A 13,384-nucleotide genomic window follows, 5' to 3' on the forward strand; every position below is an offset into this window, starting at 1 on the left:
ATTCCAGTACATCCGTGAAACGACCGTTTCGAGGCCTTAGACGAGCGACAGGTTTTCCGCGCTCACCTTGCCCCGCATCTTGTCGGTCTTGAGTTCGAACTGAACCTTCTGACCTTCGGCCAATCCGCCGAGGCCCGCACGCTCGACGGCCGAGATGTGCACGAACACATCCTTGCTGCCATCGCTCGGCTCAATAAAACCGAAACCCTTTTGACCGTTGAACCACTTCACTGTTCCCGTAGCCATTTTCTCTTCTCCAAAGCACATAGGCTTTCATTCCGCACGGCGATCGCACGGATTCAAAATCCAATATCGACGATGTCTCTGGAAGAAGCCCCGAAGGAGCGCGTTCGAAAAGGCACGACGGTAATCGAATGGCAATACACCTATAGGTTTTCGGCGAAAATAGCAATGGCTGGCGGGAAATAAAGGCCGACGGCGTTAACGAGCCGACCTTCAAAAATGGCTGTAAGAGCGATATTCCAGCGCGATTTCCCTGCCCTGCCCGTCGATGAATTTCGGAACCGCGCTTCCCGCGACCATCGTTCCGATGGAACTCACGGCGACACCAGCATGCTGTGCGGCTTGCGCGAACGCCTCGACGCAATCCTCCGATAGCGTGCACAGGATCTCGTAATCATCGCCGCCAGCGATCAACGTCTCCAGTCCGACAACGCCGCGCGAGACCAGATCCTGCGCCGCGCCGGACAGCGGGATCGAAACCAGATCGATCACCGCGGACACGCCGGACACGCCGCAGAGCTTGGTGAGATCGCCGGCAAGGCCATCCGACACATCCATCGCCGCGCTGGCATAGTCGCGAACGATCTCGGCCATGGCCACGCGCGGCTGCGGAACGCGATAGCGCCCGATCAGCGCCTCGCGCGCGGCCTTGTCGGATGCGGCGGCATGCACCTTCCCGCCGCGCAGGATGGCAAGCCCCAGCGCGGCGTCGCCGATCGTACCCGTCACCATCACGCGCTCACCAGGTTTTGCGCCGCTGCGATGAATCATCTTGCCCGGCGGCACCCGGCCGAATGCGGTGACCGAGACCATCAGCGGTCCGGGCGTCGACACAGTGTCCCCGCCCAGCAGCGGACAGGCGAACTGCACGGCATCCTCGCCCAGCGCCGCCGCGAACGGCTTCAGCCATGTCTCGTCGTCGGCGCTGCGTAGTGCCAGCGTCAGCACGAAGCCGGCCGGCGTTGCCCCTTTCGCCGCGAGATCGCTCAGATTCACCCGCAGTGCCTTGCGCGCGACGGTGTCGGGCGGATCGTCGGAGAGGAAATGCACGCCCTCGACGATGGCGTCCGTCGTCACCACGATGTCGGAACCGTCAGGCTTCAACGCCGCGGCGTCGTCGTCGAGACGAAAGGCGCCCGGGTCGGTCGCAAGCGGCCGGAAATAGCGCGCGATCAGCGAGTCCTCGCCGGACGCGGGTTTTCCGCTAACCACGCGCGAACTCTTCGGCGCGGAACTGGCGCGCGATCTGGTCGAGTACAGCATTCACCATGCCGGTCTCTTCCTTTTCGACGAAGGCATGCGCGACGTCGACATATTCGGACACGACCACGCGGCCCGGCACGTCCTTGCGGTGCTCCAGTTCGTAGGAGCCTGCCCGCAGCACCGCGCGCAAAATCGCGTCGATCCGCTTCAGCGGCCAGCCTTTCTGGAGCGCATCGTCGATCAAGGGATCGAGCTTGGCCTGATCGCGCACCACACCGGCCACCACATCCTTGAAGAACGCAGCTTCCGCCGGCAGATATTTGTCGCCTTCCACCTCGTTGCCGAGCCAGTGGCTTTCGAACTCGGCGAAGATGTCGTTGATCCCGGCGCCGGCAATGTCCATCTGGTAGAGCGCCTGCACGGCGGCGAGCCGCGCCGCGCCACGGCGGTTGGCTTTCTTATCGGGACTTTTCGCTGGCTTCTTGCTGTCTGCCATCGTCAGGCCTTTGTCAGCCGGCGCTTGATCCGCAGCATCGCCAGCGCGGCACGCGCGGCGTCGCCGCCCTTGTTCAACTCGCTGGCGCGCGCCCTCGCCCAGGCCTGCGCATCGGTATTAACTGTGATGATGCCGTTACCGAGCGGAAAACCTCTGGCGACCGCGAGATCCATCAGTGCGCGCGAGGATTCGATCGAGACGATTTCGAAATGGATGGTGTCGCCGCGCACCACGCAGCCGAGCGCGATTGCCGCATCATAAGGCTTGCCGTTCTTTTCGGCAGCATCGAGCGCGATCGCGATCGCCGCCGGAATTTCCAGGGCGCCGGGTACCGTGATGACGTCGTGCGTCACGCCGGCCGCCTTGAGCTCGGCAACCGCGCCTTCCATCAACGCGTCCTGGATGTCGTCATAGAATCGCGCCTCGACGATCAGCGCGCGCGCGCCTGAAATGTCGGTCTGGTCTTTTAAAGGGGCGCGCCGCGCGTCTGCCATCAACTACCTTCCGTCTTACTCGCTGGCCGGCGTTTTAAGCGCCGTATGCCTGCCTGTCACTTCATTTCCGACAGCCGCGCCGCATAGCGGGCCATCAAATCGACCTCGATATTGACCTCGCTGCCGGCACGCCAGCCGCCGAGCGTGGTGACGCTGAGCGTGTGCGGGATGATCAGCACCGAAAACGTGACATCCTCGACCGTGTTCACCGTCAGCGACACGCCATCCAGCGTCACCGAGCCTTTGGTGGCGATAAAGCGCGCCAGCTCCCGCGTGGTGCGCAGTTCGAACCGCGCCATGTCAGGCAGATCGTCACGCTTGACGATGGTCGCAATGCCATCCGCATGCCCCGCGACAATATGGCCGCCGAGTTCGTCGCCGATCTTCAGCGCGCGCTCGAGGTTGAGTTTTGTGCCCTTGACCCAGTGCTTTGCGGTCGTCATGCCGAGCGTTTCGGCTGCGGCATCGACGTCGAACCAGGTCTTGCCGCCCTCGACGCCGGAAGCGACCACGGTCAGGCAGACGCCGTTGCAGGCGATCGAGGCGCCGTCGGCGATGGTGCTCTGGTCGTAACGGCAGGCAATGCGCATGCGGTGCAACTGGCCCTGCGCCGTTGGCGTGAGGCTCGCGATCTCGCCGATGTCGGTGACAATTCCGGTGAACATTTAAACGCGCTCGTAGATGGTGAGAGTGTCTTTGCCGAGTGGTTCGCTAGCACGTGTCTTGAACGCGGACGACCCGGTGATTGCCGACAGCGGCAATGCGTCCAGCGCGGGAATACCACCGGTCCCGATGGCATCAGGTCCACGCAGCAGCCAGATTTCGTCGACGAGGTTCGCCGCAACGAAGGACGCCGCCACCCGCGCGCCGCCCTCGACCAACAGGCGAGTGACGCCATTGTCGGCAAGCGCAAACAGGACAACGGGAAGCTCTGTTGCCGATGCCGAGGCAGCACGGATCACTTCGACACCGGCCGCCCTCAGCTTCGCGGCCGCGGGAGCTTCGGCTATTTGCGAACCGACCACCCAGAGCGGCGTTTCGCGCGCGGAATGAACCAGCCGGCTGGTGCCCGGAATGCGCAGCGCGCGATCCAGCACCACCCGCACCGGTGACCGCGCCTCCATCCCCGGCAGGCGGCAGGTCAGAACCGGATCGTCCGCCAGCACGGTGCCGATGCCGACCAGGATGGCGTCGCATTGCGCGCGCAACAGATGCACGCGTGTCTTCGCCGCCTCGCCCGTGATCGCGACCGGCTTGTGGCCGGCGGCGCCGATCTTGTCGTCGGCGGAGACGGCGAGTTTCAGGATCACATGGGGGCGCTTGTCGCGGATACGGCGGAAATGCCCGGCGTGATCGTGCGCGGCTTCCCGACCGCCCAGGCCAACCTCGACCGCGATCCCGGCCGCGCGAAGTTTGGCATGCCCCTGCCCGGCCACTTCAGGGTTGGGGTCTTCGATCGCCGACACCACGCGCGCAATGCCTGACGCGATCACCGCATCGACGCAAGGCGGCGATTTGCCGAAATGCGAACAGGGCTCCAGCGTCACATAGAGCGTCGCGCCCCGCGCGGCTTCACCGGCGCGTCTCAGCGCCTCGGGCTCGGCATGCGGCCGCCCGCCTGGTTGGGTCCAGCCACGGCCGACGATGACGCCATCCTTGACCACGACCGCGCCGACAGCCGGGTTCGGCCAGGTGCGGCCCAGTCCGCGCCGGCCGAGCGACAGCGCGAGCTGCATGAAGCGCTGGTCCGCCGCTTTGGCCTCTTTGGATTTCTGTGCGTACTGGTCTTCCAGAATGCGGAAGATCATTTGCGTAACGTGGCGACCCGCGCGTCGTCTTCCGCGGAGAGTTCGCCGAGCACGGCCTCGAAGTCCTTGGCTTCGCGAAAGTTGCGATAGACCGACGCAAAGCGCACATAGGCGACGTCATCGAGCTGGCGCAGATGCTCCATCACGATCTCGCCGATCGCCTCCGAGGATACTTCCGCCTCACCGCCGCTTTCGAGCTCGCGCACGATCGCGGAAACCATCTTCTCGACCCGCTCAGGATCGACCGGCCGCTTGCGCAAACTGATCTGCAGCGAGCGGACCAGCTTGTCGCGGTCGAACGGCACCCGGCGGCCGTTGCGCTTGATCACGGTCAGTTCGCGCAACTGCACCCGCTCGAAGGTCGTGAAGCGGAAGTTGCAGGCGATGCACACCCGCCGCCGCCGGATCACGGCCGAGTCTTCGGTCGGACGCGAGTCCTTCACCTGCGTATCGAGACTGTTGCAGCTCGGACAGCGCATCCAATTGGACCCTTACTGATAAATCGGGAAGCGGTCGGTGAGCGCCTTGACGCGTTCCTTGATCGCGGCTTCCACCAGCGGCGCCTTGCCGTCGTCCGACTGCGCCAGCGCGTTGAGCACTTCGGCGATCATGCCGCCGACCTGCTTGAATTCAGCAACGCCGAAGCCGCGCGTGGTCGCCGCCGGCGTGCCGAGACGCAGACCGGAGGTGACGAACGGCTTTTCGGGATCGAAGGGAATGCCGTTCTTGTTGCAGGTGATGGCGGCGCGCACCAGCGCCTTCTCGGACACGTTGCCCTTCAGGCCCTTCGGCCGCAGGTCGACCAGCATCAGATGGTTGTCGGTGCCGCCGGAGACGATATCGAAACCGTGACCGCGCAGCGTTTCCGCCAACGCCTTGGCGTTTTCAACGACGTTCTTCGCATAGACCTTGAAGTCAGGGCGCAGCGCTTCGGCGAAGGCGACGGCCTTGGCAGCGATCACATGCATCAGCGGACCGCCCTGCAGACCCGGGAAGATCGCCGAATTCAGCTTCTTGGCGATCGCCTCGTCGTTGCAGAGGATCAGGCCGCCGCGCGGGCCGCGCAGCGATTTATGCGTGGTGGTGGTGGTGACGTGGGCATGCGGCACCGGCGAGGCATGGACGCCGCCGGCGACGAGGCCGGCGAAATGCGCCATGTCGACCAGCAGATAGGCGCCGACGCTGTCAGCGATCTCGCGGAAGCGCTTGAAGTCCCAGGCACGCGAATAGGCAGAACCACCGGCGATGATCAGCTTCGGCTTCACCTGCTCGGCCTGCTTTGCGACCTCATCCATGTCGATGATCTGGTCCTCGCGCCGCACCGTGTAGTGCGCGGCCTTGAACCACTTGCCGGACATGTTGACGGGCGAGCCGTGGGTGAGATGGCCGCCGGCGGCAAGGTCGAGGCCCATGAAGGTATCGCCGGGCTGCAGCAGCGCCAGAAAAGTGGCCTGGTTCATCTGGCTGCCGGAGTTCGGCTGCACGTTGGCGAAGCCCGCGCCGAACAATTTCTTGGCGCGCTCGATTGCCAGCGTCTCGGCGACGTCGACCCATTCGCAGCCGCCGTAGTAGCGCGCGCCCGGATAGCCTTCCGCGTACTTGTTCGTCATCACCGAACCCTGCGCTTCCAGCACGGCCCGGCTGACGATGTTTTCCGACGCAATCAGCTCGATCTCATGCCGCTGGCGGCCGAGTTCGCCCTTGATCGCAGCAGCGATTTCCGGGTCGGCCTCGGCGAGCGTGGCCGTGAAGAACGAGTCGGGCGCGGAGGCGGTCTTGGAGCTCGAGGACGAGGAGGTCATTGGGCGAAATATCTCCACCGCCGCAAGCCCTTAGGGGCGAAGCGGTCGGCTATGTGTGGCGGTCGAAAGAAGTATCTGCGAGATACCACATCGGCCGGAATTGGCCAAGCACTTGCGGTACACGGCTGGTATTTATGCCAGATATGGTGGGAATGAAGGGGTGACCCGGTCCCCCTCCCCAACCGTCGCCCCGGCCTTGAGCCGGGGCCCATACCCACGGAAGCCCCTTGGGCGAGGAAGGCGTCCGCCAAGGTGCCCCCTTTCCGACGGCCGCGGCGCCCGCGATGAGCGCAGTGCGCTCACGCTCGGGGTTCCGGCTCGCGCTTCGCTTGGCCGGAACGACGGAGAGTTACGCAAACCGGTACGGCCCGCCCTTGGCGATCGAGTGTTGGAACGCCGGTCGGGCGTGCATCCGGCCCAGCCAGGCCGTGAGGTTCGGATAAGGCTCCAGCTTCCCGAACACTTTTGCCATCTCGCCAACAAAGCTCATCTGGATGTCGGCGCCGGTCAGCGACGGGCCGACAAAGAACTCCCGCCCCTTCAGCGCGGCGTCGACATAGCCGAGATGGTTGGCGAGTTCGCTGTCGATACGCGGATGCAGCGGCGCTCCCGCTTCCTTCAGCCGGGACACGTAGAGGTTCAGCATCAGCGGCAGCATCGCCGAGCCCTCGGAGTAATGCAGCCACTCGTTGTAGGCCTCGTAGTCCGCGCTTCCCGTCGCCGGCATCATCGCGCCCTTACCGTAGCGGCGGATGATGTAGTCGACGATGGCGGCGGATTCGGCGATCGTCGTGTCGCCGTCGGTGATGACGGGCGACTTGCCGAGCGGATGAATCTCTTTCAACTCCGGCGGCGCGAGCCGGGTCTCGGCGTTGCGCTGATAGCGCTTCATCTCATAGGGCGTGCCCAGTTCCTCCAGCAGCCACAGAATTCGCTGCGAGCGGGAGTCGTTGAGATGATGAAGCGCGAGCATGGGATTTCCTCTGGTTGTTGTTGGGTGGGCGCGGTTGGCTTGAGAGTGTCATTGCAGGAGAAGCGAAGCAATCCATCGTGCCACAAGCGGAGAGGTGGGATTGCTTCGCTGCGCTCGCAATGACGATGAAATACTGAAGCGCCACACGATCGTCGTCCCCCGCGAAGGCGGGGGATCCAGTACGCCGCGGCCTGTCGGTTCAATCACTGCTGTCTCTGGGATACTGGGTCACCCGCATTCGCGGGTGACGACAACTGAATATGCGTTCGCGATCTCGCGACATAAACTGTCCGAGGTTGCCAGAAACTTCCCGCCCTCTCGAAATAGAGGGCGCAGGGAAGACCGGGTGCGCGCCGCACCCGCGGTCTCGCGTGCAGGTGCACACAAAGAGCACGCACACGAGCATACAGGTTCGGCGGAAACACTCCGGCCTTCCCTGCGCAATGGCTTTACGGCTTACTTCGTGCTCTCCCCGGTGAACGGCTTTCTTGCCACCGTCGCCACGCGGGGGAATGAACCCTGCGCAACTTGACGCCAGCACCGCGGCGTCAGAACCACACGACTTCGCCGTACGCGTCAGGCGCGTACGTCTAGCGCGCCTTCTGCGTCCATCGCATCTCACCGCACGTTCGTGACGATGGCCAACGCCCCTCATCTGCCGTGAGACGCGCGGAGTCATGCCGCTGATTTGCCCGACATGTTAAGCGGAATATTTTTGCGGGAGCTGCTGGACACAACATCTAGCTGATTTGCCCATCTAACAACGCATTCGATATCTCGTCCGACCAATCAACTTTTGCAGCCCGAGACACGCGCCTTCCGGTGTGTCCTGCCTACCGCTTAGTGTGGCACGCTTACCCGCATCAAGCGCACGTCAGTTCCTGCTAGCTAGCCTGCAATTTCCGGCGCCCGTCCTGCGCTTCATTTAATTGGTCTGACGTTGAACCACGCCGCTGTTTCCCTGACGTACAGTCGTGGGCTGGGGAAACGGAGGTTTCCCATGACGAAGCATCGAACGATCACCGGTTTCGTAGCCGTCGCGCTGCTTGCGGTCGCCGCAACAGCCGCCACCCAGCGAACGCTGCCATCAAAGAACCATCCAAATGCATCCGCCGGTATCATGTCGTTCAGCGAGTTGAAGACCGACGTGAACAAACTTGCGACTGACGATTACGACGACCAATCCTTTGTTTATTCGGCGAAGCGCCATTAGCCGCTTGCCCCGCAGCCTGTGCCGGCTGCGCGGTACGGCATTATTGAAATGCGCCCTACGTGATCCAGTTCACAGCGCCATGCTTCGGCTGGGTCCATAAACACCTGGGGCTGACAGATGGATTTTGTAAATGTCTGAATCACGCTCACATAGCGAGCACAAAGCTAAATCGACACGCTGGCTGAGAACGGCCTTCCTGATCTACGGGATGATGGTCGTCGGCCTGCTCGGATACTTTGTCGTATTTCCGGATACCAAGACCCATGGGACGCAAGGCGAAGGCGCGCCCGTCCAAACTGCAGCGAAGGCGGTCAGATATGAGGCCGTGATCGCCAACTGGAACCGGTATCGCAACAAAGACGCGAGGGCGGACGCGCGCTAGGCTCAATCGAGCACCAACCGACCAACGGGCTCAACGCTGCTGCTACCGCCTCGCACCACAACGATCTCGCCGCTGGCCGGCGAAATCGTCGTCAGCGCAGCGATGTTCGCGCCGTGCGTCACGACAAGCAAGTTTGATGGCCCGTTCCATTTGGCGATGAGCGCGCGGGCGCCTGCGGTGAGCGCGTCCCTTTGATCGCGCAGCACCACCACATTGCCAAAGGTCGCCTCGGTTTCGACCGTCCCTAGATTCAGCAATTTCGCCGTGTCGATGCATCGGCACCACGGCGAACTCAGGATTTTCTCGAACGCGATCCCTTCCCGCTTGAGTCGCGCGCCGATCTTTGCCGCATCCGCCCGTCCCTTTTCGCTGAGGTTGCGCTGCGTCGCGCAATCATCGATGCGGAATCCCGGCGGATCGCCGAAGCCACCCGGTGCATCGGCATGGCGCATCAGGGCGATATGGCCGCCCGCCCGCAACGCCTTCCAGGCATTGGCCGCGTCGTCAGCGCCGGCGACCTCTGCCGTGCTGCAGAAGCCGAGAAGGGCTGCGAAAACGACGAAGCGCATGCGACGCATGGCGGCCTCCATCAGAAATACGCGATCAAACGGCCGGCGCAGATAGCGCAAAGCCACAGCACAAGCGAGATCAGCGCGGTGGCCTTGGCTCCGCCGGGCGCTTCGTCATGCCAACTTTTAACATGACGCCACGGGCCTGAATGCGCGATCACGACGTTGACCAGCGCCGCCCCAATCAGCAGCAGCTTGCTCTGGAACGCCGGATTTTTCACGACATGCGACGCATCGGCGGAAAACAGCAAAAACCCCATGCTGATCGCGAGCACAAAACCTGCGCGCGACAACGGTAGCAGCATTTGCGCCATCGGCGGAATCGCAATCGCGCGTCCCAATCCGAGCAACCGTAAATCGAGCGCCAGGATCGACCCCACCAGCACCACGAAGCCGATGATGTGCAGGATCTCGACCGCAGGATAGAGCGAAGGGGAGCTGCGCATCACATGGCCCAGCGCGCTTTCCTGCAAGGTCAGGAATATCGATGGCGCCGCCTGGTGCTCCACGCTGCCCTACCGCAATTCGATGCGCTTGCCGCCGAGTACGATATATTCGATCCGCGCTTCGTCCGGCTTGCTGGTGTGGGGATAGCCGAACACAGTGCAGGTCTTGCCTGGAGCGATCAGGTCTGCGGTCGCGCCCCGCGCCAGCATGCGTGACGGCGGCGCCAGGATGAAGTGCCAGTGCTTGCCCTCGACCTCCATCTCGATTTCGCAATGCGGGTTCTCGAAGGTCGATTTCAGGATCTTGCCGGTGACGGTGAACGATTTCGACGTATCGTATCCGCCCCAGCCGTGATGGGCGATGGCCGAGGCCGGTGCGAGGGCCGCTGCCAGCAACAGGAACAAACGACGGGTGAGTGAGGTCATCGCGAGCCTCCGTCGGTCAGATCAGCAAATCTAGGGCCGAGGGCGCGAAGCAGCAAGCCTCTCCTGCACGTTGTACTCTCCCGTCGTCACCCCGCCTTGCGCACTGGGGCGGGTGACCCAGTATTCCAGAGACGGCGATGATTGAACCGAGAAGCCGCGGCGTACTGGATGCCCCGCATGCACGGGGCATGACGAGTGTAATGGGGTGAGAGCGTGCCGCAAACGAATGGTGTTCTTCTGCTTACAGCCCCGTATACCCCGCCTTCACCGGATCGTTGCTGCCGTCGAGCTGGCGCAAATAGGTCAGCCCGCACACGGTCAGCCGGTGCGGATCCTTCTCGCCCGCTTCCACCAGCGTGGTGAGATACTCCGTCACCTTGACGCGCGCCTCGTCGTTGGCCGCGGCGGTGCGGTTCACAAGCAGGTCATAGGTCTGCATGATGCGGTCGATCGCGGCTTCCATGGACTTCTCCTGAATTGCGTGATGCGGGTGATGCGGTCAGGCCAGTGTGCGCGCTTCGAATTCGGCGATCGCCTTGTTGGCGAGCCGCAGTCTGTTGAACTCACCTTGCTGGAACATCTTCACGATGATTTCGAGCAACCGATCGTCGGTGACGAGGCTATCGGCAATGGCTCCGGTCTTGCGGAGGTAGTTCGACGCGATGGCATAGGCATCGCCCACCACCTCGAAGTTCATGACCTGAATTCCGCGCTCGACCAGCATGCCTCACCTGTTCCGTGACAGGTCCGACAATGCGCGAGGGCCGGGATGGTTCCATCTTTCTTGGAACCTCACTTTTTGGCAGCAAAAACAGAGCGTTTCGGCGTGATTTCACCGCGAAATCGGCAGCTCGGTCTCGGGATCGAAGAAATGCAGACGGCCTGACTGCGCCGACAGGCGGACCTGATCGCCGCGCGCGACGGCGGTTTCCGCAGGCACGCGGGCGGCAGTGACGCTGGCGCCGCCTACCCTCGTCTCCAGCAGGATCTCGGAGCCGAGTTGTTCGACGACCTCGACGCGGGCGTCGAAACCAAGGCCCGGGGCGCCATCGCCGAGCACGAGGTGCTCCGGCCGCATGCCCAGGATCACACGGCGGCCGCTGTGAGCCGCGAGCACCGACGCGTCCGCAGGTCCGACCGTGAGCCGAAGGCCTTCTGCCTCGACTGCCGTCACACCCGCTGCACTGCGTACGCTGACGTCGATAAAATTCATGGCGGGCGCGCCGATGAAACCCGCGACGAACTTGTTGGCCGGCTTGCCGTAGACCTGCAGCGGCGTGCCGATCTGCTGAACCCGGCCGTCGCGCATGATCACGACGCGGTCACCGAGCGTCATGGCCTCGACCTGGTCGTGGGTCACGAACACCGACGTCGTCGGAATCGCCGCATGCAGGCGCTTGATCTCGATGCGCATCTGGGCGCGCAGCTTGGCATCCAGGTTCGACAGCGGCTCGTCGAACAGGAACACCTGCGGATTGCGCACGATGCAGCGGCCGAGCGCGACGCGCTGCTGCTGGCCGCCGGACAATTGCTTCGGCTTGCGCTGCAAGAGTTCGTGCAGCCCGAGCATGCCGGCGGCCCGGTCGATCGCCGCCTTGATCTCGGCCTCCGCCGTTTTCTTGTTGCGCAGGCCGAAGGCCAGATTGTCGTAGACGCTCATATGCTGGTAGAGCGCGTAGTTCTGGAACACCATCGCGATGTCGCGGTCGCGCGGCGGCAGATTGTTCACCAGCCGGTCGCCGATGCGGATGTCGCCGCTGGTGATGTCCTCCAGCCCCGCAATCATGCGCAGCGTCGTCGACTTGCCGCAGCCGGACGGGCCGACCAGCGCCACGAACTCCTTGTCGGCGATCTCGAGATCGACGTCCTTTACGGCGTGGAACAGCGAGCCATAATGCTTGTTGAGCTTGCTGAGTGAAATTGCTGCCATTGCCCCGCCGCACCTGAATTTGAAGTTGACTTAAAAACAATCCCGCCGCGACGTGCCGCGGCGGGATGTTTGCTCATCGACTATTGCGCGGCCTTGCTGACCAGCGGCGCACCCTCGGCCAGCACCTTCGCGATATCCTCGCGCTTGCCGGTGACGGCCCTGGTGACGGTGTCGTTGAACGCCTTGTGCACGGCGGGCCATTGCGGGAAGTAATAGGCGCCGCGGACCTTGTCCGGCGAATCCAGCACCGATTCCTTCAACAGCTTCATGAACGAATCTTCCGCCGCGATTTCCGCCCAGAACTCGGTGTTGGGCGGCGGCGCGCCGGTCGCCTTGAACAGCTTCTTCTGGCCTTCCTTGTCGAGCATCATGGCTTCCAGCATCTCCTTGGCGAGCTTCTTGCGCTCCGGCGCGATCGACTTCGGGATCGCCCAGCCCCAGATATCGTCCCAGGCGAACGGCCTGGCCCGGTCGGGACCGAGCGGGAAGCGCGTGGCGGCCACCTTGCCGGCAATTTTCGACTTGGCCGGATCGTTGAACGTGCCCCACCACAGCGAGTCCGCGACGGTGAATGCGGCATCGCCCGACATGAATACGGCGTTGGCTTCGTTGCGGTCGTAGGCCGGCATGCCGCGCGGCACGATCTTGTGGGTGTTGATCGCATCCCACCAATATTCGACGGTCTGCTGCATGCACGGCTCGGTCATGCTGGATTTCCAGCCGGCCGCGGCGAGCTTGGCATTGTCGCGCTCATAGGGCGGCAGCAGCACGTCGCAATTGTTGCCCCACATCGACCAGAACCAGCTGAACCAGCTGTTGTTCATCGACATGCCGCCGACATAGCCAAACTTGACCTTGCCGTCCGCCTGCAGCTTCTTGCTCGCGGTGACGAGTTCTGCCAGCGTCTTCGGCACTTCCTCCGGCTTCACGAGGTCGGAGCGGTAGAAGAACACGCTGAACGTCTGTCCCATCGGCACGACGGTGTTCTGGCCTTGCGCGTTGGCGAACACCACCGGCGCCATGCTCCACTTGTCGGCAAATTTGTTGGCCGCGACGTCGTCGGTCGGCTCCAGCAAATGCGCCCAGGTCTGCCCCCAATCGTCATTGTGCCAGATCACGTCATACTGATCCGAGTTCGAGGTCAGCGATGCCGTCATCTTCTCGACATAGACGCCGTAGGAATTCGGCACCTTGACGATCTTGACGCCGTTCTTGGCGCCCCAGGCCTCGAACATCGCAATCGAAGCATCCTGGATCGGGCTCGGTTGATAGCCGACCCGCAGTTCCTTCACCTGTGCGGCGGCACCGCCGGTCGCAGCCACTAGGGCCGCGGTCGCCGCAACGAACCATCTCGCCAGTCCCTGCATAGCCTCTCCTCCTCGTTTTTGTCGTTGTGTCG

General features: G+C 63.3%; 18 protein-coding genes. 2 read left to right on the forward strand and 16 right to left on the reverse strand.

The window, feature by feature from the left end:
- Positions 1 to 36: 36 nt before the first annotated feature.
- The 9 genes from KIP88_RS36320 to KIP88_RS36360 form a co-directional block, all read right to left on the reverse strand.
- On the reverse strand, positions 37 to 246 hold the full coding sequence (locus KIP88_RS36320) for a cold-shock protein (protein WP_028345703.1): 210 nt from the start codon (positions 244 to 246) through the stop codon (positions 37 to 39).
- Positions 247 to 456: 210 nt separating this feature from the next.
- A complete protein-coding gene (thiL, locus tag KIP88_RS36325; RefSeq protein WP_308163718.1) occupies positions 457 to 1,455 on the reverse strand; it encodes a thiamine-phosphate kinase in 999 nt (332 codons plus the stop codon).
- Complete coding sequence (gene nusB / locus KIP88_RS36330; RefSeq protein WP_214492969.1) at positions 1,448 to 1,942, reverse strand: transcription antitermination factor NusB; 495 nt, start codon at positions 1,940 to 1,942, stop codon at positions 1,448 to 1,450. The genes thiL and nusB overlap by 8 nt, the downstream gene beginning before the upstream one ends.
- Positions 1,943 to 1,944: 2 nt before the next feature.
- Positions 1,945 to 2,436, reverse strand: coding sequence for a 6,7-dimethyl-8-ribityllumazine synthase (gene ribH / locus KIP88_RS36335; protein ID WP_214492970.1), 492 nt, complete (start codon positions 2,434 to 2,436; stop codon positions 1,945 to 1,947).
- Positions 2,437 to 2,492: 56 nt separating this feature from the next.
- The gene (locus KIP88_RS36340) at positions 2,493 to 3,101 is read right to left on the reverse strand and encodes a riboflavin synthase (RefSeq protein ID WP_214492971.1); all 609 of its coding nucleotides are present in this window, start codon (positions 3,099 to 3,101) and stop codon (positions 2,493 to 2,495) included.
- Positions 3,102 to 4,244, reverse strand: a complete 1,143-nt coding sequence (ribD, locus tag KIP88_RS36345) for a bifunctional diaminohydroxyphosphoribosylaminopyrimidine deaminase/5-amino-6-(5-phosphoribosylamino)uracil reductase RibD (RefSeq protein WP_214492972.1) — start codon at positions 4,242 to 4,244, stop codon at positions 3,102 to 3,104.
- Positions 4,241 to 4,723: a transcriptional regulator NrdR gene (nrdR, locus tag KIP88_RS36350; RefSeq protein WP_108513565.1), complete on the reverse strand. Its 483-nt coding sequence runs from the start codon at positions 4,721 to 4,723 to the stop codon at positions 4,241 to 4,243. The genes ribD and nrdR overlap by 4 nt, the downstream gene beginning before the upstream one ends.
- Positions 4,724 to 4,735: 12 nt before the next feature.
- Complete coding sequence (glyA, locus tag KIP88_RS36355) at positions 4,736 to 6,046, reverse strand: serine hydroxymethyltransferase (protein ID WP_214492973.1); 1,311 nt, start codon at positions 6,044 to 6,046, stop codon at positions 4,736 to 4,738.
- A 349-nt stretch (positions 6,047 to 6,395) separates the two neighbouring features.
- Positions 6,396 to 7,019, reverse strand: coding sequence for a glutathione S-transferase family protein (locus KIP88_RS36360; RefSeq protein WP_214492974.1), 624 nt, complete (start codon positions 7,017 to 7,019; stop codon positions 6,396 to 6,398).
- Between the two features lie 1,000 nt (positions 7,020 to 8,019).
- On the opposite strand from KIP88_RS36360, the gene KIP88_RS36365 reads away from it, so the two are divergent.
- Positions 8,020 to 8,232 (forward strand): hypothetical protein, encoded by a 213-nt coding sequence (locus KIP88_RS36365; RefSeq protein ID WP_214492975.1) that lies wholly within the window; start codon positions 8,020 to 8,022, stop codon positions 8,230 to 8,232.
- A 130-nt stretch (positions 8,233 to 8,362) separates the two neighbouring features.
- Positions 8,363 to 8,614, forward strand: a complete 252-nt coding sequence (locus KIP88_RS36370; protein WP_214492976.1) for a hypothetical protein — start codon at positions 8,363 to 8,365, stop codon at positions 8,612 to 8,614.
- A 2-nt stretch (positions 8,615 to 8,616) separates the two neighbouring features.
- On the opposite strand, the gene KIP88_RS36375 is transcribed toward KIP88_RS36370, so the two are convergent.
- The 7 genes from KIP88_RS36375 to KIP88_RS36405 form a co-directional block, all read right to left on the reverse strand.
- Positions 8,617 to 9,192, reverse strand: coding sequence for a histidine phosphatase family protein (locus KIP88_RS36375; protein ID WP_214492977.1), 576 nt, complete (start codon positions 9,190 to 9,192; stop codon positions 8,617 to 8,619).
- 11 nt (positions 9,193 to 9,203) lie between these two features.
- Positions 9,204 to 9,692: a hypothetical protein gene (locus tag KIP88_RS36380; RefSeq protein WP_214492978.1), complete on the reverse strand. Its 489-nt coding sequence runs from the start codon at positions 9,690 to 9,692 to the stop codon at positions 9,204 to 9,206.
- A gap of 6 nt (positions 9,693 to 9,698) precedes the next feature.
- Entirely contained in the window at positions 9,699 to 10,055 is a 357-nt protein-coding gene (locus KIP88_RS36385; protein WP_214492979.1) for a DUF6152 family protein, read from the reverse strand.
- Positions 10,056 to 10,296: 241 nt separating this feature from the next.
- Positions 10,297 to 10,518, reverse strand: coding sequence for a hypothetical protein (locus tag KIP88_RS36390; protein WP_214492980.1), 222 nt, complete (start codon positions 10,516 to 10,518; stop codon positions 10,297 to 10,299).
- Between the two features lie 36 nt (positions 10,519 to 10,554).
- A complete protein-coding gene (locus KIP88_RS36395) occupies positions 10,555 to 10,779 on the reverse strand; it encodes a hypothetical protein (protein WP_214492981.1) in 225 nt (74 codons plus the stop codon).
- A 108-nt stretch (positions 10,780 to 10,887) separates the two neighbouring features.
- Positions 10,888 to 11,985, reverse strand: coding sequence for an ABC transporter ATP-binding protein (locus KIP88_RS36400; protein WP_214492982.1), 1,098 nt, complete (start codon positions 11,983 to 11,985; stop codon positions 10,888 to 10,890).
- 80 nt (positions 11,986 to 12,065) lie between these two features.
- Positions 12,066 to 13,352, reverse strand: a complete 1,287-nt coding sequence (locus KIP88_RS36405; protein ID WP_214492983.1) for an ABC transporter substrate-binding protein — start codon at positions 13,350 to 13,352, stop codon at positions 12,066 to 12,068.
- Positions 13,353 to 13,384 lie beyond the last annotated feature (32 nt).

Source organism: Bradyrhizobium sp. SRL28, assembly GCF_018596315.1.
In the GTDB taxonomy this organism is placed as follows: domain Bacteria; phylum Pseudomonadota; class Alphaproteobacteria; order Rhizobiales; family Xanthobacteraceae; genus Bradyrhizobium.

Excerpts from the sequence above, each read along its gene's own strand:
- KIP88_RS36320 (WP_028345703.1), bottom strand. The coding sequence starts at position 246 with ATGGCTACGGGAACAGTGAAGTGGTTCAACGGTCAAAAGGGTTTCGGT.
- nusB (WP_214492969.1), bottom strand. The coding sequence starts at position 1,942 with ATGGCAGACAGCAAGAAGCCAGCGAAAAGTCCCGATAAGAAAGCCAAC.
- ribH (WP_214492970.1), bottom strand. The coding sequence starts at position 2,436 with ATGGCAGACGCGCGGCGCGCCCCTTTAAAAGACCAGACCGACATTTCA.
- KIP88_RS36340 (WP_214492971.1), bottom strand. The coding sequence starts at position 3,101 with ATGTTCACCGGAATTGTCACCGACATCGGCGAGATCGCGAGCCTCACG.
- ribD (WP_214492972.1), bottom strand. The coding sequence starts at position 4,244 with ATGATCTTCCGCATTCTGGAAGACCAGTACGCACAGAAATCCAAAGAG.
- nrdR (WP_108513565.1), bottom strand. The coding sequence starts at position 4,723 with ATGCGCTGTCCGAGCTGCAACAGTCTCGATACGCAGGTGAAGGACTCG.
- glyA (WP_214492973.1), bottom strand. The coding sequence starts at position 6,046 with ATGACCTCCTCGTCCTCGAGCTCCAAGACCGCCTCCGCGCCCGACTCG.
- KIP88_RS36360 (WP_214492974.1), bottom strand. The coding sequence starts at position 7,019 with ATGCTCGCGCTTCATCATCTCAACGACTCCCGCTCGCAGCGAATTCTG.
- KIP88_RS36365 (WP_214492975.1), top strand. The coding sequence starts at position 8,020 with ATGACGAAGCATCGAACGATCACCGGTTTCGTAGCCGTCGCGCTGCTT.
- KIP88_RS36370 (WP_214492976.1), top strand. The coding sequence starts at position 8,363 with ATGTCTGAATCACGCTCACATAGCGAGCACAAAGCTAAATCGACACGC.
- KIP88_RS36375 (WP_214492977.1), bottom strand. The coding sequence starts at position 9,192 with ATGCGTCGCATGCGCTTCGTCGTTTTCGCAGCCCTTCTCGGCTTCTGC.
- KIP88_RS36385 (WP_214492979.1), bottom strand. The coding sequence starts at position 10,055 with ATGACCTCACTCACCCGTCGTTTGTTCCTGTTGCTGGCAGCGGCCCTC.
- KIP88_RS36390 (WP_214492980.1), bottom strand. The coding sequence starts at position 10,518 with ATGGAAGCCGCGATCGACCGCATCATGCAGACCTATGACCTGCTTGTG.
- KIP88_RS36395 (WP_214492981.1), bottom strand. The coding sequence starts at position 10,779 with ATGCTGGTCGAGCGCGGAATTCAGGTCATGAACTTCGAGGTGGTGGGC.
- KIP88_RS36400 (WP_214492982.1), bottom strand. The coding sequence starts at position 11,985 with ATGGCAGCAATTTCACTCAGCAAGCTCAACAAGCATTATGGCTCGCTG.
- KIP88_RS36405 (WP_214492983.1), bottom strand. The coding sequence starts at position 13,352 with ATGCAGGGACTGGCGAGATGGTTCGTTGCGGCGACCGCGGCCCTAGTG.